Raw genomic sequence first — 20,275 nt, 5'->3', positions numbered from 1 at the left:
GAGCGCGCGCCCACACGTTACGCCCGATGCGGCGCGACGATCCGGTGCTTCGCGATGCGCCGGTACAGCGTCGCGCGCGAGATGCCGAGCGCCTGCGCGGCCGCTTCGGGCCGCCAGCGATGCGCGGTGAGCGCCGCGACGATGCGGCCGCGTTCGTCGTCCGGCAGCGCGCCGGCCGGACCGGCACCGAGCTGCGCGGCGAGATCGGCCGGCAGGTCGCGCATCGTCACGCGCGCGGTGTCGCACACCGCGCACGCATAACGCAGCACGTTGCGCAGCTGGCGCACGTTGCCGGGCCACGGATACGCGGCGAGCTGCTCGGCGAGCGTCGCGTCGAGCGTGAGCACGTGGCCGGTCGCCTGCGCCTCTTCGGCGAACACCGCGGCGATCACGTCGCGCACGTCCGCGCGCCCGCGCAGCGGCGGCAGCTCGAACGTCGCGCCGCTCAGCCGGTAATACAGGTCCTCGCGGAACGTGCCGTCGGTCACCATCTGGGCGAGATCGCGGTGTGTCGCGCAGATCACGTCGAGATCGACACGCACGGGCGTATCGCTGCCGAGCGGTACGAGCTCGCCGTCGGCGAGCACGCGCAGCAGGCGCGTCTGCAGCGTGAGCGGCATGTCGCCGATTTCGTCGAGGAACAGCGTGCCGCCGTCGGCGAGCGCGATCTTGCCGCGCGCGCCATGCTTGCGCGCACCGGTGAACGCGCCGGCCGTGTAGCCGAACAGTTCGCTTTCGATCAGTGCCTCGGGCAGCGCGCCGCAGTTGACCGCGACGAACGGCCGCGCGCGCCGCGCGCCGGCGTCGTGGATCGCGCGGGCGAACACCTCCTTGCCCGCGCCGGTTTCACCCAGCACGAGGATCGGCAGCCGCTTGCTCGCCACGCGCAGCGCGAGTTCGGCCTGCTGTGCGACGCGCGCGTCGCTGCTGTTCAGGAACGGCGCCAGCGCGCCGACGTGACGCTGCGCGGTGCCGGGGCGGCGCGATGCCGGGGCGGCCCGTGCCGTGCCGGTCTCGCGGCCGGCGCGCCGTAGCGGCGCACGCAGTCGCGCATAGAGCGGGGCACCGGTCGCGCGCAGTCGCAGCGCGACGATCGCATCGAGCCGTGCGGCGTCGCGCAGCGGCATCTCGGTCGCATCGAAGATCTCGTCGATATGGCGCGGTTCGCGTAGCGCCGGCAGCGCGTCGCGCGCCTGCCGGTTCGCGGCGACGATATTGCCGCATTCGTCGAACGCGATCAGCCATTCGGGCTGTGCCTCGACGTAGTGACGGTTCGGATGCCCGAACAATATCCAGTGCTGCGCGGTGCTGTGCACGAAATAGCCGTCCTCGATCAGCGCCGCGCTCTGCCGCACGAGCTGGTACACGAGACGCTGGCTGTCGCGGCCGTCGGGCGACTGGACGGCCGACGCATCGAGCACGCCGATCAGTTCGCCGCCCGGCGAGAAGATCGGGGCCGCGCTGCAGGTGAGCGTGGTGAATGCCGCGCGGAAGTGGTCGGTCTTGTGCACGGTGATCGGCGCGAGATCGGTCAGCACGCTTGCCACGCCACAGGTGCCTTCCTCGCTTTCCGACCAGCACGAGCCGATGTGCAGCCCCGCATGACGGAAGTCGGTGCGGCGCTCGCGGTCGATCCGGTAGTCGATCGTCACGCCGTGCGCGTCAGTCAGCATCACGCAATAGTCGGCGACGCGAATCATGTCGTGCAGGCGCGTGAGGCACTGGCCCGAGGCGCGCAGGAACGCCTCCTCCTTGTCGCGCACCTCCCGCAGCTCGGCCGCGGTCAGCACGCGCGGGCCGATCGACGACGCGGGGTCGAGCGCGTAGCGCTCGAGCGAGCGCTGCCACGACGACACGAGGCGCGCGGAGTCCGCCGGCGCGGGCAGGCGTCCGGCGAGCGCGCCGAGCACACGGTCGGCGTGCTGGGCCTGGGGGACGGCGTAGGGCATGGTCGGCTCCGGTTCCGTACGGCGGGAATGCGATGTTCTTGTAGCACATCCGCTTGCGCGGATCACATTGCATCGCAGCACGCGCGCGGCGTGAGACGTTCGTCTCAGCGGTATCTCAGCCGATCTCGCGCGGTTGAGACGCGGGGACATGCCACGCGCGACAGTGGTCCGGAGCACGGCGGTGCGCGTCGCGCCGCGATCCGCGTGGCTTGCCGGCGAAATCGCAACGCGGATGAAGGTGCCGAAACCGGTGCGCCGGGAGCGCGGCGGCGTGAGACGCACGGGCGGTTTCGCGCAGCGTCGGGCTGCCACGGCAGCCCGGTGTCGATGACAGGCGTACCCGCCGAGCCAGTCCGTACGCGGGTTTCGCGGTCGTTGCCCACACGGTGGCACGCGGCTTGCAGATGTCACGGGCAAGTCCGGCGCGGTCGCGTCGGCGACGACGATCCGCTGCCCTCGATGACGGCGGACGACACATGCGGGGCCGGTGCGCGAGCGCCGGTCCACTGGATGGAGACAAGCCCGTGACGACGCCCGTGACCGTCGGCGTGATCGCGAACCCCGCATCGGGGCGCGACATTCGCCGCCTGACGACACATGCATCCGTGTTCCCGACCGCGGAAAAGGCCAACATGGTCGTACGCCTGCTCGCCGGCCTCGGCGCGATGGGCGTCGAGCGCGTGCTGACCCTGCGCGACAAGACCGGCATCGCGACGCTGCTGATGCGTGCGCTCGAGACGCATCGCGCGCTCGTGCCGCAGGAACGCTGGCCCGACGTCGAATTCGTCGACCTGCCGATCTCGGATACCGTCGCCGACACACAGGCGGGCGCCGCGTACATGCACCGGATGGAAGTCGCGCTGATCGTCGTGCTCGGCGGCGACGGCACCCATCGCGCAGTCGCCGCGCATTGCGGCGCGACACCGCTCGTCGCGCTGTCCACCGGCACCAACAACGCGTTTCCCGAACATCGCGAGGCGACCGTCGCGGGCGTCGCGGCAGGACTCGCCGCGACCGGCGCCGTGCCGGCCGAGGTCGCGTTCATGCGCAACAAGCGGCTCGTCGTGCGCTGCGTGGCGGGGGCGAACGCGGGGCGCGAGGAGATTGCGCTCGTCGACGTGTGCGCGGCACGCCAGCGCTTCATCGGCGCGCGCGCGATCTCGGCGCCCGACGACATCGACACGCTCTACCTGACTTTCGCGGAACCGGACGGCATCGGCCTGTCCGCGCTCGGCGGCGCGTGGGCGCCGCTCGAGCGCAGCGCGCCGCACGGGCTCGCGATGCGCTTCGCCGCCGACGGCAGGACGGCCGGCACGCCGCTCGTCGCGCCGATCGCACCCGGGCGCGTCGATCGTGTCGTGATGCGCAGCTGCGAGCGGCTCGAACCGGGTGCGTGGCAGACGATCCCGTTCGAGCACGGCACGCTCGCGTTCGACGGCGAGCGCGAGATCGAGGTCGCGCGCGGCGACCGCTACGAGATCGCGCTCGACTGGCACGGGCCGCTGACGGTCGATGTCGGCCGCACGCTCCGTTACGCGTCGTCGCGGCAGGTGTTGCGCGACGCCGGCGCGTGGCGCGGTTGAGCCTCCGCTGTCCCGGACGGAATTTCGACATCCATAACGATCATCAAGGAGACATCGCCATGACAACCCCACTCGAAGGACAGGTCGCCATCGTGACCGGCGGCGCGCGCGGCATCGGCCGCGGCATTGCGCTGACGCTCGCCGGTGCGGGCGCGGACATCCTGCTGGCCGATCTGCTCGACGACGCACTCGACGCGACCGCCCGCGAAGTGCGCGCGCTCGGCCGCCGGGCGGCGGTCGCGAAGGTCGACGTCACACGGGCCGCGCAGGTCGATGCGATGGTCGCGCAGGCACTCGCCGAACTGGGCCGGCTCGACATCCTCGTGAATTGCGCGGGCGTGATCAGCATTCATCCGGTCGAGGCGCTGACCGAGCGCGACTGGGATTTCGTGATGGACGTGAACGCGAAGGGCACGTTCCTCGGTTCTCGCGCGGCGCTCCCGCATCTGAAGGCGCAGGGGCGCGGCCGGATCATCAACGTCGCATCGATCGCCGGCAAGGAAGGGTTTCCGAATCTCGCCCACTACAGCGCATCGAAATTCGCGGTGGTCGGCTTCACGAACGCGCTCGCGAAGGAGCTCGCGCGCGACGGCGTGACCGTCAACGCGATCTGCCCGGGCATCGTGCGGACCTACATGTGGGACCGGCTGTCCGACGAATGGAAGACCGGCGGCGAATCGGTCGAGCAATCGTGGCAGCGGCACCAGCTCACGCTGATTCCGCAGGGCCGCGCGCAGACGCCCGAGGACATGGGCCGGCTCGCGCTGTTCTTCGCGACGATGGACAACGTGACCGGCCAGGCCGTGAACGTCGACGGCGGCTTCACGTTCCATTGACGGCGCAAGCCGTGCAATCCGTCGCCGCGGCGTTGCCGCGGCGGCATTCGCAGTCAGACCTACCAGGAGACACACATGACCGTTTCGACACAGCTCAGCAGGGACACGCTGCTGGACGCCTACCGGCTGATGCGCACCATCCGCGAATTCGAGGAGCGCCTGCACGTCGAGTTCGCGACCGGCGAAATCCCCGGCTTCGTTCACCTGTACGCGGGCGAGGAGGCCTCCGCGGTCGGCACGATGCTGCACCTCGGTCTCGAGGACTACGTCGCGACCACGCACCGCGGGCACGGCCACTGCATCGCGAAAGGCGTCGACGTGCACGGCATGATGGCCGAGATCTACGGCAAGCAGACGGGCATCTGCCACGGCAAGGGCGGCTCGATGCACATCGCCGACCTGTCGATGGGGATGCTCGGCGCGAACGGGATCGTCGGCGCGGGCGGCCCGCTCGTGTGCGGCGCGGCACTCGCGGCCAAGCACAAGAAGACCGGCGGTGTCGGCGTGTGCTTCTTCGGCGATGGCGCATCGAACCAGGGCGTGATCTTCGAATCGATGAACCTCGCGTCGGTGTGGCGGCTGCCGGCAATCTTCGTGGCCGAGAACAACGGCTATGCGGAAGCGACGTCGTCGAGCTGGTCGGTCGCGACCGACAACATCGCCGATCGCGCGAACGGCTTCGGGATGCCCGGCGTGATCGTCGACGGCTTCGACTTCTTCGCGGTGCACGAGGCGCTCGGCGAAGCGGTCGCACGCGCGCGCAACGGCGGCGGCCCGACGCTCGTCGAGGTGAAGTTCACGCGCTACTTCGGCCACTTCGAAGGCGATGCGCAGACCTACCGCGCGCCGGGCGAAGTGCAGAAGCTGCGCGACGAGAAGGACTGCCTGAAGCATTTCGAAACGCGTGTCGTGCGCGCCGAAGCGCTGACGACCGACGACCTGCGTGCGGTCGATGCGCAGGTGAAGGCGCTGATCGACGACGCGGTCGCGCAGGCGAAGGCCGCGCCGCTGCCCGACGCGGCCGACCTGCTGACCGACGTGTACGTGTCGTACCCGTGAGCGCGGCCTGATCCACCCGCTGGCAGCCGGCACGGCGAACCGAATATCCCAGGAGACAGACATGGCAAGGAAAATCACTTATTCGCAGGCGATCAACGAGGCGCTCGCGCAGGAAATGGCGCGCGACGACAGCGTGATCGTGATGGGCGAGGACAACGCAGGCGGCGCGGGCGCGCCGGGCGAGGACGACGCATGGGGCGGCGTGCTCGGCGTGACGAAGGGGCTGTTCCACAAGTTTCCGGGCCGCGTGCTCGATACGCCGCTGTCGGAAGGCGGCTACATCGGCGCGGCGGTCGGCGCGGCCGCATGCGGGATGCGGCCCGTCGCGGAGCTGATGTTCATCGATTTCATGGGCGTGTGCTTCGACCAGATCTTCAACCAGGCCGCGAAATTCCGCTACATGTTCGGCGGCAAGGCGGTGACGCCGGTCGTGATCCGCGCGATGTATGGCGCCGGCCTGCGTGCGGCCGCGCAGCATTCGCAGATGCTCACGTCGCTGTTTACGCACATTCCGGGGCTGAAGGTCGTGTGCCCGTCGACGCCTTACGACGCAAAGGGGCTGTTGATCCAGTCGATCCGCGACAACGACCCGGTGATCTTCCTCGAACACAAGCTGCTCTATACGCGCGAAGGCGACGTTCCAGAGGAATCCTATGCGATTCCGTTCGGCGAGGCGAACGTCGTGCGCGACGGCGACGACGCGACGATCGTCACGTATGGCCGGATGGTGCATCTCGCGACCGACGCGGCCGCGAAGCTCGCGAAGGACGGCATCCAGGTCGACGTGATCGACCTGCGCACCACGTCGCCGCTCGACGAGGACACTATCCTCGAGAGCGCGGAGCGCACCGGGCGCGTGGTGGTGGTCGATGAAGCGAACCCGCGCTGCTCGATCGCGACCGATATTGCCGCACTGGTCGCCCAGCGGGCGTTCCGTTCGCTGCAGGCACCGATCGAGCTCGTTACCGCGCCGCACACGCCCGCGCCGTTCGCCGGCGTGCTGGAAGACCTGTACATCCCGTCCGCCGATGCAATCGCGCAGGCGGTACTGAAGACGAGGAGCTGACACGATGTCGATTCACATGATCACGATGCCCAAGTGGGGGCTGTCGATGGAGCAGGGGCAGGTCAACGGCTGGCTGAAGGCGATCGGCGAGCGCGTGACGAAGGGCGACGAAGTGCTCGACGTCGAGACCGACAAGATCTCGTCGGGCGTCGAGTGCGCGTTCGACGGCACGCTGCGCCGGCAGGTCGCGCAGGAGGGCGAGACGCTGCCGGTCGGTGCGCTGCTCGGCGTGGTGGCCGCGGCCGAGGCGAGCGATGCCGACATCGACGCGGCGATCGCCGAATTCCAGCGCGATTTCGTGCCGAGCGCGACCGCCGACGACGCGGCGGGCCCGCAGCCCGAGAAGGCGCAGATCGGCGGACGCACGGTCCGGTTCCTGAAGTTGGGCGAGGGTTCGGGCACGCCTGCCGTGCTGATCCACGGCTTCGGCGGCGACCTCAACAACTGGCTGTTCAACCATGCGGAACTCGCCGCGCACCGGCCCGCGTGGGCGCTCGACCTGCCCGGGCACGGCGAGTCGGGCAAGACGGTCGACACCGGCAGCCTCGACGAACTGGCCGGCGCGGTGCTCGCGCTGCTCGATGCGCGGCACATCGACCGCGCGCACCTGATCGGCCATTCGATGGGCGGCGCGGTCGCGATGGCGGCGGCCGAGCGCGCACCGGAACGCGTGGCGTCACTGACGCTGATCGCGAGCGCCGGGCTCGGCACCGACATCAACCGCGGCTACATCGACGGCTTCGTCGCCGGCAACAGCCGCAATGCGCTGAAGCCGCACCTCGGCGCGCTGTTCGCGGACCATGCGCTCGTCACGCGGCAACTGGTCGAGGACCTCGTCAAGTACAAGCGGCTCGAAGGCGTGCAGGCCGCGCTGGAGAAGATCGCGAATGCCGCGTTCGATGGCGCGACCCAGCGGCGCGTGTTCCGCGACCGCGTCGCGTCGCTCGCGCCGCGCACGCTCGTGATCTGGGGCGAGCGCGACCAGGTGATTCCGGCGCAGCATGCGCAGGGCTTGCCGGACGGCGTGCGGGCCGAGGTGATCGCCGGCAGCGGCCACATGGTGCAGATGGAGGCGGCTGCCGACGTGAACCGCCTGATCGTCGCGTTTCTCGGAGACTGACGATGGCCGCCGCGCTCGAACGACCCAGCCTCACCGCGCTCGGCCAGCCGGGCGCGAGGAGCCGCGACAAGCTCGCGCGCATTCCGGTGCGCGTCGAGCCCGCGGCCGGCGCGGCGCTGCCGAAGCCGCCGTGGCTGCGGGCGCGGCCGATGATGAGCGGGGCGGTCGCCGACATGGCGGCCGTGCTGCGCGATCACCGGCTGCATTCCGTCTGCGAGGAGGCGATGTGCCCGAACATCGGCGAATGCTTCGCGCAGCGCACCGCGACCTTCATGATCATGGGCGGGCTGTGCACGCGGCGCTGCCCGTTCTGCGATGTCGCGCACGGGCGTCCCGAGCCGCTCGATCCCGGCGAGCCCGCGCGGCTCGCCGACGCGGTCGCGGCGCTCGGGCTGCGCTACGTCGTGATCACGTCGGTCGATCGCGACGACCTGCGCGACGGCGGCGCCGCGCACTTTGCCGCGTGCATCGCGGCGGTGCGCGCGAGCGTGCCGGGCATCGGCGTCGAGGTGCTGACGCCCGATTTCCGCGGCCGCGTTCCACGTGCGCTCGATGCATTGTCGTCGGCGTGGCCGGACGTGTTCAATCACAACATCGAGACGGTGCCGTCGCTGTATCGGGCGGCGCGGCCCGGCGCCGACTATCGCGGCTCGCTCGAACTGCTCGCGCAGGCGAAGGCCGCGCGGCCGACGCTCGTGACGAAATCGGGGTTGATGCTCGGGCTCGGCGAGCGCGACGACGAGGTGCGCGACACGCTGCGCGACCTGCGCGCGCACGAGGTCGACGTGCTGACGCTCGGTCAGTATCTGGCGCCGTCCGCGCACCATCTGCCGGTGCGGCGCTACGTGAGCCCGGACGCGTTCGCCGCGTGGCGCGACGAAGGGCTGGCGCTCGGTTTCAGGGAAGTCGTTGCCGGCCCGCTCGTGCGGTCGTCGTATCACGCGGCCAACGTGCTGGAGGATGCTTAAACCGCGGGCCGAATGTCTGCGCCGACGGACAGTTGCGCGCGGCTGACGTGGCGCAGGTAGAGCGCGAGCCCCGCGCCCGCGAGCATCAGGCTGATCGTGTTCGCGAACCAGAAGCCGCGCGCGCCGGTCAGCCATGCGGGCGCGATGCCGCCGACGTCGAAGCCGAGCACGTAGCCGCCGCCGAGCCCGACGCCCCACAGCGCGACCGCATAGATGACGGTCGGCACGATCGCGACCTTGTATGCGCGCAGCACGAATGCGGACGTGATCTGCAGCGCGTCGAAGAAGTGATAGCAGGTGACGATCGCGACCAGTGGCAGCGCGGCGGCGGCCACGGCCGGGTTCGGCGTGTAGCCGGCGACGATCAGCGGACGCAGCGTGAACACGAGCACGCCGTACACGGCCGCGATCCCGCACGCGAGCATCACGCTGTGCCGGCCGAGCAGGCGCGCCTCGTCCGCGCGGCCGGCACCGAGTGCGCGCGCGACGAGCGTCGATGCCGCGACGCCGATCGACAGCGGCGTCATGTACAGCACCGCGCCGATGTTGCCGGCGATCTGGTGGCCGGCGAGCGTCGTCGTGCCGAACTGCGCGATGAAGAGCGCCATGCACGTGTACGACGTGACCTCGATCAGGTACGACAGGCCCATCGGCACGCCGAGCTTCAGGATCGCCTTCTGGCGCGCCCAGACGGGCCAGCAGAAGCGCGAGAAGATCGCGAGCGGCGCGAACACGTCGAGCTTCGCGAGCAGCGTGAAGCCGATCAGCGCGAGCGCCCAGTTGATCAGCGTGCTCGCGAGCCCGCAGCCGGGGCCGCCGAGGGCCGGCATGCCGAACCCGCCGAAGATGAACCACACGTTGAGCGGAAACTTGAGCAGCAGCGCGCCGACCTGCAGGATCATCGCGAGGCGCGGCTTGCCGGCCGCGTTGGTCAGCGCGTTGTAGATCCGGAACACGAGGCTCGCCGGCAGGCCGTACGACAGGGTCCGCAGGTAATCGACGGTGCGGTCGTGCAGCGCGGGCGGCGCGTGGGCGACATGCAGCAGCGGTTCGGGAAAATGCAGCAGCAGGAAGCCGGGTACCGCGAGCATCAGCGCGAGCCACAGCGCCTGGCGGACTTCCTCGCCGATTTCCGCATGGCGCCGCGCGCCGTACAACTGCCCGGTGATCGGCTGCAGCGCGGACAGGATGCCCGTCATCCCGATGTAGACGGACACGTAGATCGACGAACCGAGCCCGAGCGCGGCCAGGTCGATGGCCGAGTAGCGGCCGACCATCGCCGTGTCGATCACACCGAACGCGATGATCGCGAGCTGGCCGACGAGCACCGGCCACGCCAGACCGACGATCCGGCGGATGTCGGCGAGCATCGTCAATCGACCGCCCGGTGGCGCGGGCCGCGGCGCTTGACGGGCGCCGTCGGCCGCTCGATGCGCTCGTACAGGCGGAAGCGCTCGTCGCGGTCGGCGACGCGGCGGCCTTCCCACACGAGACGCCACACGTATCGCGACATCGCGCTCGGCTCGCCGAAGTCCGCGCGGTCCTGGCGCAGGATCACGTCGCAGTCGCCCGAGAATTCGAAGTGCATGTCGCCGAAGTACGCGAAGGTCGCGATCTGCGCATCGCCGAGCCGGACAGGCGAGATGCACTCATAGTCTTTCGGCAGGTGCGACGCGATCTGTTGCGCGACGTCGCTGTAGGTCCGGCCGTAGTTGACGATCGGCAGCCACAGCGTCATCAGCAGCACCCACATCAGCGTGGTGCCCGCGCCCGACAGCACGACGCTGCGCCACAGCACCTTCGGCTGTCGCGAGACGCGCCAGCGCGCGAGCAGGCACCAGCACGCGGTGACAATCACCGCGCAGATGAACGACAGGATCTTGAAGTGCGGTTCGTAGCCCGGCACGAGGCGTGCGAGGTTGCGCGCGAGCGGATGCGGGAAGCCCGTGAGCGACGCAAGCCACACGAGCCACACGAAGGTGCCGAGGATCGTGAAGCTCAGCACCGCGAACCAGTCGAACGCATTGATCGCGCCGCGCTTGAGGGTCGGCAGCGCGAAGGTGGCGAGCACCGCGAGCGGCGGCAGCAGCAGCATGTACATGCGGTTCGACTGCTGGCTCTGCAGGATCACGAGCGCGACGAGCGGCACCACGACCGACAGCGGAATCGCGATGTGCGCGCGGCGACGCATGCCGGCCCAGCTCCACCAGGCCCAGATCGCGAGCGGCCACGCGGGCCACGTGAACAGCGGCAGGTTCTTCGCCGCGTAGGCGAGCACCGCGGTCGGCGGGCCCGAGAAGCGCATCAGGCTGCCGTGGATCCACTGGTTGAAGAACCACGCGGCGTCGTCGGGCGCCGCATTGACGGCGGCGAGCGGCCACAGCGCGAAGATCGCGGCCGCGAGCGGCAGGCCGACCAGCGGCAGGCGCAGGTTGCGCATCTCCGGCGTGACGAGCCACAGCGCGGCCGTGCCGGCGAGCAGCGCGACGACGAGCACCGGATTGCCGGACAAGGCGACGAGGCCGACCGCGACGCCCCACCACAGCGCACCCTGCATCGGCTTGTCGATGCCGCGCACGATGCCGTACACGAGCATCGCGATCCACGCGAACTGCGCGAGCTGCGGCGTCGTTTCGTGGCCGCGCTCCGCGAGCCCGAAGCACGCGACGAGGATCAGCAGTGCGCCGTCGGCGAGCGTGCGGCCGTAGTCGCGCGGTTCCGGCTCGCCGCCGAATGCGTACTTGAACGGCTGGACCTCGGCACGCCGGCCGAGCAGGTAGGCGGCGTACCAGACGAACGCGCAGGCGACGCAGAACAGCACGCCCGTGTCGACGCGCGACGCGTTGCTCGCGTCGACCCACGGCGCCAGCGCGCGGATCGACAGTGCGCCGAGCCAGTAGCCGAGCGGCCCGTCGGTCGTGATGAACTTGCCGACGAGATTCGGCAGCAGCCAGTCGTGCCAGCCGCCGGTGGCCATCGTCCACATCACGCCGAAGCCCGCCGCGTCCTCGTTCTTCCACGGGTCGCGGCCGAACAGGCCGAACGCCGCGTAGACGAGGCAGAGCGTGAGCAGCAGCCAGCGCGGCAGCGCGCGCGTGGCGGAGGCGGTGAGACGAACGACAGGCTTCATGCAGATGAGCGATTTGTTATGGGCGGGCGGCCGGTGCGGTCATGCGCCGACGGCGCTCGGATTCGAGCATCCGGCATTGTAGACGCGCCGGCCGTTGCGCGTCAGGCGATTGCCTGGGCGCCGGCCGGCGTGTGGCGTTTTCCCGGCGAGCGGAGACAAAAAAGGGCAGCCTGGGCTGCCCTTTCGTGCGGTACCGGTGCGTTGCAGCCACCGGATCGGTGCGAAGCTTACTTCGCCTTGCCGCTGGCGCGTACGCCGAACTTGTTCTTGAACTTCTCGACACGGCCTGCCGTGTCCATGATCTTTTGCTGACCCGTGTAGAACGAGTGCGATTCCGACGACACTTCGATCTTGGCGAGCGGGTAGGTCTTGCCTTCGTGTTCGATGGTTTCACGCGTCTGGATCGTCGAGCGCGTGATGAACTTGAAGCCGTTCGACATGTCTTGGAAGACGACTTCGCGGTAGTTCGGGTGGATGCCTTCTTTCATGGTCTTTCCTTGGTGAGAGCGGTAGCCAACCCGCCGCTTGCCGTGCCGGATCGCGCAATTTGCGCGGATCAGCCGACGTCAAGCCCGGCGCGAGCCACTTGCCTAAGGTCGAAAAACGAAGATTATGCCAGAAAATCAGACGGTTGACGAATAATTTTCATCACGCGTCGAGGGCGCCCGTCCGGGCCGGATCCTGCCGGTAGTAGCGGGCGAGCAGGCGGTAGAGCTCCGGAAATTCGGACTCGAACGCACGCGGCCGCACGAACAGCGCCTCGCTGCACACCGCAAAGAATTCCGACGGATGATCGGCCGCATAGGGATCGATCAGCGAGTCGCGCTCGAAGCGCGCCCACGCGCGATCCGGCACCGCATCGACCCGCGCGCAGAACTGGTCGTACGCGTGCTCGAACACGTCGGCCCACGCCTGCGCGTCCAGGTGCGGCGCGTGCCAGCGGCGAAAGAGGGGCGGATACCCGTTGGCCTCGCCGTTGACCATGTCGATCTTGTGCGCGAACTCATGGATCACGACGTTGTACGCGTCGCGGCCGTCCGTCATCTGCGCGTCTTCCCACGACAGGATCACTGGGCCGCCTTCCCACGCTTCGCCGCTCGCATCCTGCTCGACTTCATGGACGACGCCGTCCTCGTCCTGCACGGTCTTGCGGATCACGAATTCGCCCGGATACACGACGACGCCGACCCAGCCGTCGTACAGCGATAAATCGAGGTTCAGCACGGGCAGGCACGCCTGGGCGGCGATCGCGACGATCATCTCGTCGGTCAGTTCGAGCCCGTGCGCGGTCGAAAACGATTTCTTCGCGATGAACAGGCTCGTCAGCGCGCGCAGCCGGCCCAGGTCGCCGGGCGTCAGCGCATCGAGGAACGGCAGGCGCGCGACGGTGTCCTGCCACAGCGCATCGGGAATCGGGTGGCTCCGCAGTGCGCGGTCGCGGCGGCGGTCGTCGAACCAGCGGGTCAGTTTCGAGAGCATGGAAGCAGCGCAGGAAGATCCAAAGCCTGTCTTTTAACTCAATCGATCTCTTTTTGCCATGCCGCGAAGAGGCCGCCGACCAGCGCGACGCCCGCGAGGAAATAGAAACCGTCGAGCGACGCGAGGAACGACGCCTGTTGCGCGACCATCCGCGCGATCGACGCGATCGCGAGCGCGTGTGCCTCGTTCAGTGCATGGCCGGCGGCCGCATAGCTGCGCGTGAGGGCGTCGACGGTCTGCTGGAACAGCGGATCGAACACGTTCGCGCGCTCGACGAGCCGCGTCTGGTGGACGGCCAGCCGGTGCTGCTCGACGATGATCACCGATGACGTCGCGAACGAGATCGTCAGTTGCCGCACGATGTTCTTCAGCCGGTAGCCGTGCGTGTATTCGTCGATCGCGAAGATGCGGAACGTCAGGTTCGCGACCGGCAGCACGATGAACAGCAGCAACAACCCGCGCAGCAGCAGCGGGACGATCAGCGCGGCCTCGCCGACCTGAGGCGTCATCCGCGTCATCCACAGCGCGGCGGCGATCGCGATCGCGAACCCCGGCACCACGAACCATTTCTTGTGCGTGACGCGCTTCGCATGGCGCAGGTAGGCGAACAGCGCGGTGGCCGAGATCAGCGACATCGTGCCGACCAGGCGCCCGGCGTTCTCGACCGGATAGCCGAGCCCGCCTTCGAGCAGGCGGGAGGTCAGGTAGCTGAAGCCGGTCGACTCGTAGTAATAGAACATGTACAGCAGCAGCCCGACCTGGAACGTGCGCTCGCGAAACGCATGCAGCCGCACGAGCGGCGTCGGATGGTGCCACTGGTGATGGGCGAACCACGCGAGCGCGCCGAGACCGGCGAACGTCAGCATGATCAGCATCGGCGAGCCGCTGTAGAGCTGGTAGTGCACCTGCTGCAGCACGATCTGCAGCGCGCCTTGCGCGAGCGCGAACACGACGTAGGGCCAGAAATGCCCGGAGCCGCGTTCGTCGTCGGGCGTCCGGCCCGAATCGGGCAGCGTGAGGAGGGCGAGGATCGCGAACGCGATGCCCGCGGGCGCGGTGCACGCGAACAGCGCGCGCCACGTCGAATGCGCGACGAGCAGCCCGCCGACGATCGGCGCGAGCGCGCTGCCGAGCAGGATCATGATCAGGAACGCGCGCGTGGCGGGCGGCCGCTCCTGCGGCTTGAAGCTGACCTGGATCAGGATCCGGCAGGCTCCCATCATCGGGCCGATGAAGTAGCCCTGGAAGCCGCGCGCGAACGCGAGTTCGAGCGACGTGTCGGCGAGCGCGGCGGCGATCGCGCCGAACGAGAACATCAGCATGCAGCCGGCGACGTAGCGGCGATGCCCGAGCCGGTCGACCCACCATTGCTGCTGCAGGATGCCGAGCACGGCCGTGACCGCGTATGCGCTCGACGACCACACGAGTTCGTCGGGCGACGCGTTGATGCCGCCCGCGATGTAGCTCGCGAAGAACGAGAAGGCTGCGTTGTCGAAGTAGTCGATGCCGGTGACGAGCGCGAGCGCCCACGGGAACAGGTCGGCGCGCAGGTTCGCGCGGCTCCAGAGCGGCGAGCGACCTGGCGCGACGTTCATTCGCGGTTCTTGCGCGCGCGTCGCGTGCCGGCTTCCGCCTGCCGCTGCGCGATCAGCGCGTCGGGGTTTTCGCCGGCGAGCCGCCGCTCGATGTAGTCGATGTCGTGCTGCAGTTCCTTGCGCAGCGCGACGGCTTCCTTCAGTTCGCGCTGGACGGCCGCGATCCGCTGGTCGAGCGTGTCGATCTGCTCGGCCAGCCCCGTGCGGATGTCGCGCAGCGATGCGTCCGAATAACGACGCCGGCCGTCGCCCGTTTCCTCGAGCGGGCGCTTGAGCATCTCGGTGATGCCGTGCAGCGAAAAGCCGAGCGCGCGCAGCCGCAGGATGCGGGCGAAGCGTTCGAGATCGGCTTCGTCGTAAAGGCGATAGCGCCCGCCGCTGCGCGACGGCGTGACGAGCCCGCGCTCTTCGTAATACTTCAGCGTGCGCGGCGTGACGCCGAGCCGCGACGCGGCGTCGCTCACGGTCAGCAGCGAGGAAGGCGTGTCGTTCGGCATCGGGATGGCGGGACTTCGGTCGAGGCAATGGCGCGATTATAGATCAACCTGTACGTTCACGTACAGGTTGGGTCGAAAAAACGGCCGCCGTGCGACGCGCGCGGGCGGCCGTTCGTTGCGCGGCGAGGGCGATCAGCCGCCGCGGCGCATCAGGTCGAAGAACTCGGAATTGCTCTTCGTCTGGCGGATCTTGTCGAGCAGGAATTCCATCGCCTCGACTTCGTCCATGTCGTGGATGAACTTGCGCAGCACCCAGATCTTTTGCAGGATCTCGGGCTTGATCAGCATTTCCTCGCGCCGCGTGCCCGACTTGTTCAGGTTGATCGACGGATAGACGCGCTTTTCCGCGAGACGGCGTTCGAGGTGCACTTCCATGTTGCCGGTGCCCTTGAACTCTTCGTAGATCACGTCGTCCATGCGGCTGCCGGTTTCGATCAGCGCGGTGCCGATGATCGTCAGCGAGCCGCCTTCCTCGATGTTGCGCGCCGCGCCGAAGAAGCGCTTCGGACGCTGCAGCGCGTTCGCGTCGACACCGCCCGTCAGCACCTTGCCCGACGCCGGGATCACGGTGTTGTACGCGCGTGCGAGACGCGTGATCGAATCGAGCAGAATCACGACGTCGTGTTTCATTTCGACGAGGCGCTTGGCCTTCTCGATCACCATTTCGGCGACCTGCACGTGACGCGTGGCCGGTTCGTCGAACGTCGACGCGATCACTTCGCCGGCGACCGAGCGCTGCATTTCGGTCACTTCTTCAGGACGCTCGTCGATCAGCAGCACGAACAGGATGACGTCCGGGTGGTTCTGCTTGATCGCGTGTGCGATGTGCTGGAGCATCACGGTCTTGCCCGACTTCGGCGACGCGACGAGCAGGCCGCGCTGGCCCTTGCCGATCGGCGCGATCATGTCGATGATGCGGCCCGTGACGTTCTCCTCGCCGCGCATCTCGCGTTCGAGCGACAGCGGCTTGTTCGGGTGCAGCGGCGTGAGGTTCTCGAACATGATCTTGTGTTTCGAGGCCTCGGGCGGCTGCCCGTTGACTTTGTCGACCTTCACCAGCGCGAAGTAGCGCTCGCCGTCCTTCGGCGTGCGGACTTCACCTTCGATCGTGTCGCCGGTGTGCAGGTTGAAGCGGCGGATCTGCGACGGGCTGATGTAGATGTCGTCGGTGCTCGCGAGGTACGACATTTCCGGCGAGCGCAGGAAGCCGAAACCGTCCGGCAGCACTTCGAGCGTGCCGTCGCCGAAGATCGTCTCTCCCGTCTTGGCGCGCTTTTTGAGAATGGCGAACATCAGCTCCTGCTTGCGCAGGCGGTTCGCGTTTTCGATCTCCAGGCCATTGGCCATTTCGATCAGTTCGGACACGTGCAGAGACTTGAGCTCGGATAAATGCATACGGAGAACCCGCCAGGGAGGAGAAGCGACGAAAAGAAATAAGGGAGGAGGGCGAGCGGAAGCGCTCTGAGACTTAATGCGTCTTGTAGACGTTTTTTGATTCTAGCATACGCCGATTCGTGCCTGAGCGGCCGACCGGCGGCTTGACGGCGGACGTGTTGCCGGTTGACAACACGTCCGCGGAACAGCCGGTATTACAGGTGGCTGTCCAGGAATGCGGTGAGCTGCGACTTCGACAGCGCGCCGACCTTCTGTGCGGCGGCCGCACCGTTCTTGAACAGGATCAGCGTCGGGATGCCGCGCACGCCGAACTTCGCAGGCGTCGCCTGGTTGTCGTCAACGTTGATCTTTGCGATCTGCAGCTTGTCGCCGTAGTCTTTCGCGACTTCGTCGAGGATCGGGGCGATCATCTTGCACGGACCGCACCATTCGGCCCAGAAGTCGACGAGCACGGGCTTGTCGGATTTGACGACGTCCTGTTCGAACGATGCGTCGCTGATGTGTTTGATCTGTTCGCTCATTGGGTCAATACCTCTTACGGTTCGGGGACTGCCTGCTTGGCGCGTTGCGGCGCTCCGGCCGCCTGACGGCTGCCGGCCGCTGCGGCAGGCCACTCCGCTCTCCGGAAGGAAGGGCGTAAGCGCTGCATCGCGCGGCTCGCGGGTCGTTCGGGCGTCATATTAGCCTAAATTGCTATCTGCTGCGGGCGGCGATAGTAGCCGCTACGCGAGTAGGGGTACGACGCGCCGTTCGACCGTTGTGTTCCGAAGGTGGAGGCCGGCCTGCAAAATACAAGAGTCGCAATACGGGAGAGTCACGGCCATTCCTGCGCGCTCGCACCGGCTTCATGCGCCCATGCGCGCGCCGGTTTGCTCGATCATTCGCATTGTTGCGAACAAACGGTCGCATTCGGCCGGAAGCGGTGATAGAATATGCCGTGACGGGCCTCCTCGCATGGTGGGGCGGTGAACCTGGTCAGGTCGGGAACGAAGCAGCCACAATCGTTTTCCGCCAGTGCCGAGGGTCGGGCTCGTCACCTTTCCTCTCGCCCCGTTCGCCGGGCGTTTTTTATTTCTGCGTCATTCTCCGTTTTACCCGCGCTTTGCCCGTCTTCCGCACCGTTTCGCGTGTCGGCGCGACGCAGCGTTACTGATACAATTTCCCGATGACCTATCAAGTTCTCGCACGCAAGTGGCGTCCGAAGGATTTCGCTTCGCTCGTCGGCCAGGAGCACGTCGTCAGGGCGCTCACGCACGCGCTCGACGGCGGGCGTCTCCATCACGCCTATCTGTTTACCGGAACCCGCGGCGTCGGCAAGACGACGCTGTCGCGGATCTTCGCGAAGGCGCTCAACTGTGAAACCGGCGTCACGTCGCAGCCGTGCGGCGTGTGCCGCGCGTGCCGCGAGATCGACGAAGGCCGCTTCGTCGACTACGTCGAGATGGATGCGGCGAGCAACCGCGGCGTCGACGAGATGGCCGCGCTGCTCGAGCGCGCGGTATACGCGCCCGTCGATGCGCGCTTCAAGGTCTACATGATCGACGAAGTGCACATGCTGACGAACCACGCGTTCAACGCGATGCTGAAGACGCTCGAGGAGCCGCCGCCGCACGTCAAGTTCATCCTCGCGACGACCGATCCGCAGAAGATTCCCGTCACCGTGCTGTCGCGCTGCCTGCAGTTCAACCTGAAGCAGATGCCGGCCGGGCACATCGTGTCGCATCTCGAACGGATCCTCGGCGAAGAGCGGATCTCGTTCGAGCAGCAGGCGCTGCGCCTGCTCGCGCGCGCCGCGCAGGGCAGCATGCGCGATGCGCTGTCGCTGACCGACCAGGCGATCGCCTATTCGGCGAACGAAGTGACCGAATCGGCGGTGTCGGGCATGCTCGGCGCACTCGACCAGACCTACATGGTGCGCCTGCTCGAAGCGCTCGCGGCCGGCGACGGCCCGGAGATCCTCGCGATCGCCGACGAGATGTCGCTGCGCAGCCTGTCCTTTTCCACCGCGCTGCAGGATCTCGCGAGCCTGCTGCACCGGATCGCATGGGCGCAGTTCGCGCCGGGCTCGGTGCTCGACGAATGGCCGGAAGCGGCCGACCTGCGCCGCTTCGCGCAGGCGCTGAGCGCCGAGCAGGTGCAGCTGTTCTATCAGATCGCGACAGTCGGACGTGCGGAGCTCGGCCTTGCGCCGGACGAATACGCCGGCTTCACGATGACGCTGCTGCGGATGCTCGCGTTCGAGCCGGCCGTCGGTGCCGGCAGTGCGCCGGGCGGTCAGCCGGCCGTGCCGCGTGCCGTACCCGCACCTGCGCCGCGTGCGGCCGCTGCTGCGTCGGCCGCGGCGCTCAAGCCGCCCGCCAACGCAACTGCCGCGGAGGCCGCCCGCCCGCAAGCTGCCGCACCGGTCGCGCCCGCTGCACGTCCGTCGCCGGCCCAGTCCGGCGATGCGGCGACTTCGCCCGCCGTGAAGCCTGCTGCGACACCGGCGGCGGCTGCGGCCGACGTGCCGGCCGCACCGCAGCCGCAAGCGAACCCGGCACCTCAGGCGGCACCGGCGAGCGATGCGCCGCCGGCCGTCCGCAACGAACCTGAACCGCCTGCTGCCGCCAAGCGCAACGACGCGCCTGCAACGCCAGCCGAACCGCCGCCGCGAGCCGTGCCGGCCGAGCCTGCCGCGCGTCCGTCGGCCCGCGGTGGTGCCGCTGCCGCACTCGACGTGCTGCGCAATGCCGGCATGCGCGTGTCCTCCGACCGCTCGCGGGCGGGCGCCGCGCCGAAGCCGGCGGAGGCCCGGCCGGCCGCCGAGAAACCGGCGCCGTCGCGCCCTGCCGTGCAGGTGCCGACGCCGCGTGCGGCGGCCCGCGCGCCGCAGGCTGCCGACACGCGCCAGGCGCCGCCGCCGTGGGAAGACATTCCGCCGGACGAATACGTGCCGCTCAGCGCCGACGAGATGTTCGGCGGCGGGGCCGACGACGGCTTCGTCCCGGTATTCGACAGCGGCCCGGACGATCTGCGCATTGCGCCGAAGCCGGCGGAGGTCCGTCCGTCCGCACCGGTCGACACGCGCCCGCTGCCGCCGGCGATCGCGCTCGACCCGGTCGGCTTCGACGGCGAATGGCCGGCGCTGGCCGCGCGGTTGCCGCTGAAGGGCGTCGCGTATCAGCTTGCGTTCAACAGCGAGCTGACGGCTGTCGACGCGACGACGTTGAAACTGTCCGTGCCGGTGCCGCAGTATGCGGATGCCGCCCAGGTCGCGAAGCTGAAGGCCGCGCTGGCCGACGCGCTCGGCAAGCCTGTCGAGGTCGCGGTCGAGGTCGGGCCCGCGCGGCGCACCGCGGCGGCGCTCGATGCGGCCGCACGCGCGGCACGCCAGCGCGAGGCGGAGCAGGACATCCATGGCGATCCGTTCGTCCAGCAGCTCGTGCGTGATTTCGGCGCGCGTATCGTCGAAGGCTCGGTGCGGCCGCTCGCCGATTCGGCGCCGGACGGCACGCCGCCGACGCTGCATTGAACGAATCGCACCGCGACAGGCACAATCACGCCCGCACACATTGACCGGCACGCGCCGCGTGCCGGTTTTCACACGATCAAGAAGGAG

General features: G+C 68.6%; 16 protein-coding genes and 1 other RNA gene. 8 read left to right on the top strand and 9 right to left on the bottom strand.

Features of this window, described 5'->3' with window-relative positions:
* Positions 1 to 17: 17 nt before the first annotated feature.
* Positions 18 to 1,949 (bottom strand): sigma-54-dependent Fis family transcriptional regulator, encoded by a 1,932-nt coding sequence (locus DIE21_RS15960; protein ID WP_124498605.1) that lies wholly within the window; start codon positions 1,947 to 1,949, stop codon positions 18 to 20.
* A 524-nt stretch (positions 1,950 to 2,473) separates the two neighbouring features.
* Between DIE21_RS15960 and DIE21_RS15955 the strand changes: the two genes are divergently transcribed.
* The 6 genes from DIE21_RS15955 (at position 2,474) to lipA (ending at position 8,581) form a co-directional block, all read left to right on the top strand.
* Complete coding sequence (locus DIE21_RS15955) at positions 2,474 to 3,532, top strand: ATP-NAD kinase family protein (protein ID WP_124498604.1); 1,059 nt, start codon at positions 2,474 to 2,476, stop codon at positions 3,530 to 3,532.
* A 59-nt stretch (positions 3,533 to 3,591) separates the two neighbouring features.
* On the top strand, positions 3,592 to 4,368 hold the full coding sequence (locus DIE21_RS15950; protein ID WP_124498603.1) for an SDR family NAD(P)-dependent oxidoreductase: 777 nt from the start codon (positions 3,592 to 3,594) through the stop codon (positions 4,366 to 4,368).
* Between the two features lie 75 nt (positions 4,369 to 4,443).
* Entirely contained in the window at positions 4,444 to 5,427 is a 984-nt protein-coding gene (locus tag DIE21_RS15945) for a thiamine pyrophosphate-dependent dehydrogenase E1 component subunit alpha (RefSeq protein ID WP_124498602.1), read from the top strand.
* Between the two features lie 61 nt (positions 5,428 to 5,488).
* The gene (locus tag DIE21_RS15940; RefSeq protein WP_124498601.1) at positions 5,489 to 6,493 is read left to right on the top strand and encodes an alpha-ketoacid dehydrogenase subunit beta; all 1,005 of its coding nucleotides are present in this window, start codon (positions 5,489 to 5,491) and stop codon (positions 6,491 to 6,493) included.
* A gap of 4 nt (positions 6,494 to 6,497) precedes the next feature.
* A complete protein-coding gene (locus tag DIE21_RS15935; protein WP_124498600.1) occupies positions 6,498 to 7,613 on the top strand; it encodes an acetoin dehydrogenase dihydrolipoyllysine-residue acetyltransferase subunit in 1,116 nt (371 codons plus the stop codon).
* A gap of 2 nt (positions 7,614 to 7,615) precedes the next feature.
* Positions 7,616 to 8,581, top strand: a complete 966-nt coding sequence (lipA, locus tag DIE21_RS15930) for a lipoyl synthase (protein ID WP_124498599.1) — start codon at positions 7,616 to 7,618, stop codon at positions 8,579 to 8,581.
* On the opposite strand, the gene DIE21_RS15925 is transcribed toward lipA, so the two are convergent.
* The 8 genes from DIE21_RS15925 to trxA form a co-directional block, all read right to left on the bottom strand.
* Positions 8,578 to 9,951, bottom strand: a complete 1,374-nt coding sequence (locus DIE21_RS15925) for an MATE family efflux transporter (protein ID WP_124498598.1) — start codon at positions 9,949 to 9,951, stop codon at positions 8,578 to 8,580. The genes lipA and DIE21_RS15925 overlap by 4 nt on opposite strands.
* A 2-nt stretch (positions 9,952 to 9,953) precedes the next feature.
* On the bottom strand, positions 9,954 to 11,711 hold the full coding sequence (locus tag DIE21_RS15920) for a glycosyltransferase family 39 protein (protein WP_124498597.1): 1,758 nt from the start codon (positions 11,709 to 11,711) through the stop codon (positions 9,954 to 9,956).
* Positions 11,712 to 11,938: 227 nt separating this feature from the next.
* The gene (locus tag DIE21_RS15910) at positions 11,939 to 12,199 is read right to left on the bottom strand and encodes a type B 50S ribosomal protein L31 (protein ID WP_124498596.1); all 261 of its coding nucleotides are present in this window, start codon (positions 12,197 to 12,199) and stop codon (positions 11,939 to 11,941) included.
* Between the two features lie 160 nt (positions 12,200 to 12,359).
* Complete coding sequence (locus DIE21_RS15905) at positions 12,360 to 13,190, bottom strand: zinc-dependent peptidase (RefSeq protein WP_124498595.1); 831 nt, start codon at positions 13,188 to 13,190, stop codon at positions 12,360 to 12,362.
* Positions 13,191 to 13,228: 38 nt separating this feature from the next.
* On the bottom strand, positions 13,229 to 14,785 hold the full coding sequence (locus DIE21_RS15900) for an MFS transporter (RefSeq protein ID WP_124498594.1): 1,557 nt from the start codon (positions 14,783 to 14,785) through the stop codon (positions 13,229 to 13,231).
* Positions 14,782 to 15,282: a MerR family transcriptional regulator gene (locus tag DIE21_RS15895; protein ID WP_124498593.1), complete on the bottom strand. Its 501-nt coding sequence runs from the start codon at positions 15,280 to 15,282 to the stop codon at positions 14,782 to 14,784. The genes DIE21_RS15900 and DIE21_RS15895 overlap by 4 nt, the downstream gene beginning before the upstream one ends.
* Before the next feature lie 132 nt (positions 15,283 to 15,414).
* Complete coding sequence (rho, locus tag DIE21_RS15890) at positions 15,415 to 16,677, bottom strand: transcription termination factor Rho (RefSeq protein ID WP_006478662.1); 1,263 nt, start codon at positions 16,675 to 16,677, stop codon at positions 15,415 to 15,417.
* A 194-nt stretch (positions 16,678 to 16,871) separates the two neighbouring features.
* Positions 16,872 to 17,198 carry a thioredoxin TrxA gene (gene trxA, locus DIE21_RS15885; protein ID WP_006402348.1) on the bottom strand — a complete coding sequence of 109 codons (327 nt, stop codon included), beginning with the start codon at positions 17,196 to 17,198 and terminating at the stop codon, positions 16,872 to 16,874.
* Positions 17,199 to 17,616: 418 nt separating this feature from the next.
* Between trxA and ffs the strand changes: the two genes are divergently transcribed.
* Together ffs and DIE21_RS15875 are read left to right on the top strand one after the other, a co-directional pair.
* An RNA gene (gene ffs / locus DIE21_RS15880) (signal recognition particle sRNA small type) lies at positions 17,617 to 17,715 on the top strand.
* Positions 17,716 to 17,842: 127 nt separating this feature from the next.
* The gene (locus DIE21_RS15875; protein ID WP_124498592.1) at positions 17,843 to 20,188 is read left to right on the top strand and encodes a DNA polymerase III subunit gamma/tau; all 2,346 of its coding nucleotides are present in this window, start codon (positions 17,843 to 17,845) and stop codon (positions 20,186 to 20,188) included.
* The last annotated feature ends 87 nt before the right edge of the window (positions 20,189 to 20,275 follow it).

Source organism: Burkholderia sp. Bp9140 (genome assembly GCF_003853425.1).
GTDB lineage: Bacteria > Pseudomonadota > Gammaproteobacteria > Burkholderiales > Burkholderiaceae > Burkholderia.
This window is presented reverse-complemented; position numbering and strand designations above follow the sequence as displayed.

Bases quoted from the DNA above. Each gene is read 5' to 3' on its own strand.
- DIE21_RS15910 (WP_124498596.1), bottom strand. From the start codon at position 12,199: ATGAAAGAAGGCATCCACCCGAACTACCGCGAAGTCGTCTTCCAAGAC.
- trxA (WP_006402348.1), bottom strand. From the start codon at position 17,198: ATGAGCGAACAGATCAAACACATCAGCGACGCATCGTTCGAACAGGAC.
- DIE21_RS15960 (WP_124498605.1), bottom strand. From the start codon at position 1,949: ATGCCCTACGCCGTCCCCCAGGCCCAGCACGCCGACCGTGTGCTCGGC.
- DIE21_RS15875 (WP_124498592.1), top strand. From the start codon at position 17,843: ATGACCTATCAAGTTCTCGCACGCAAGTGGCGTCCGAAGGATTTCGCT.
- DIE21_RS15920 (WP_124498597.1), bottom strand. From the start codon at position 11,711: ATGAAGCCTGTCGTTCGTCTCACCGCCTCCGCCACGCGCGCGCTGCCG.
- DIE21_RS15900 (WP_124498594.1), bottom strand. From the start codon at position 14,785: ATGAACGTCGCGCCAGGTCGCTCGCCGCTCTGGAGCCGCGCGAACCTG.
- DIE21_RS15895 (WP_124498593.1), bottom strand. From the start codon at position 15,282: ATGCCGAACGACACGCCTTCCTCGCTGCTGACCGTGAGCGACGCCGCG.
- DIE21_RS15940 (WP_124498601.1), top strand. From the start codon at position 5,489: ATGGCAAGGAAAATCACTTATTCGCAGGCGATCAACGAGGCGCTCGCG.
- rho (WP_006478662.1), bottom strand. From the start codon at position 16,677: ATGCATTTATCCGAGCTCAAGTCTCTGCACGTGTCCGAACTGATCGAA.
- DIE21_RS15925 (WP_124498598.1), bottom strand. From the start codon at position 9,951: ATGCTCGCCGACATCCGCCGGATCGTCGGTCTGGCGTGGCCGGTGCTC.
- DIE21_RS15945 (WP_124498602.1), top strand. From the start codon at position 4,444: ATGACCGTTTCGACACAGCTCAGCAGGGACACGCTGCTGGACGCCTAC.
- DIE21_RS15950 (WP_124498603.1), top strand. From the start codon at position 3,592: ATGACAACCCCACTCGAAGGACAGGTCGCCATCGTGACCGGCGGCGCG.
- DIE21_RS15905 (WP_124498595.1), bottom strand. From the start codon at position 13,190: ATGCTCTCGAAACTGACCCGCTGGTTCGACGACCGCCGCCGCGACCGC.
- DIE21_RS15935 (WP_124498600.1), top strand. From the start codon at position 6,498: ATGTCGATTCACATGATCACGATGCCCAAGTGGGGGCTGTCGATGGAG.
- lipA (WP_124498599.1), top strand. From the start codon at position 7,616: ATGGCCGCCGCGCTCGAACGACCCAGCCTCACCGCGCTCGGCCAGCCG.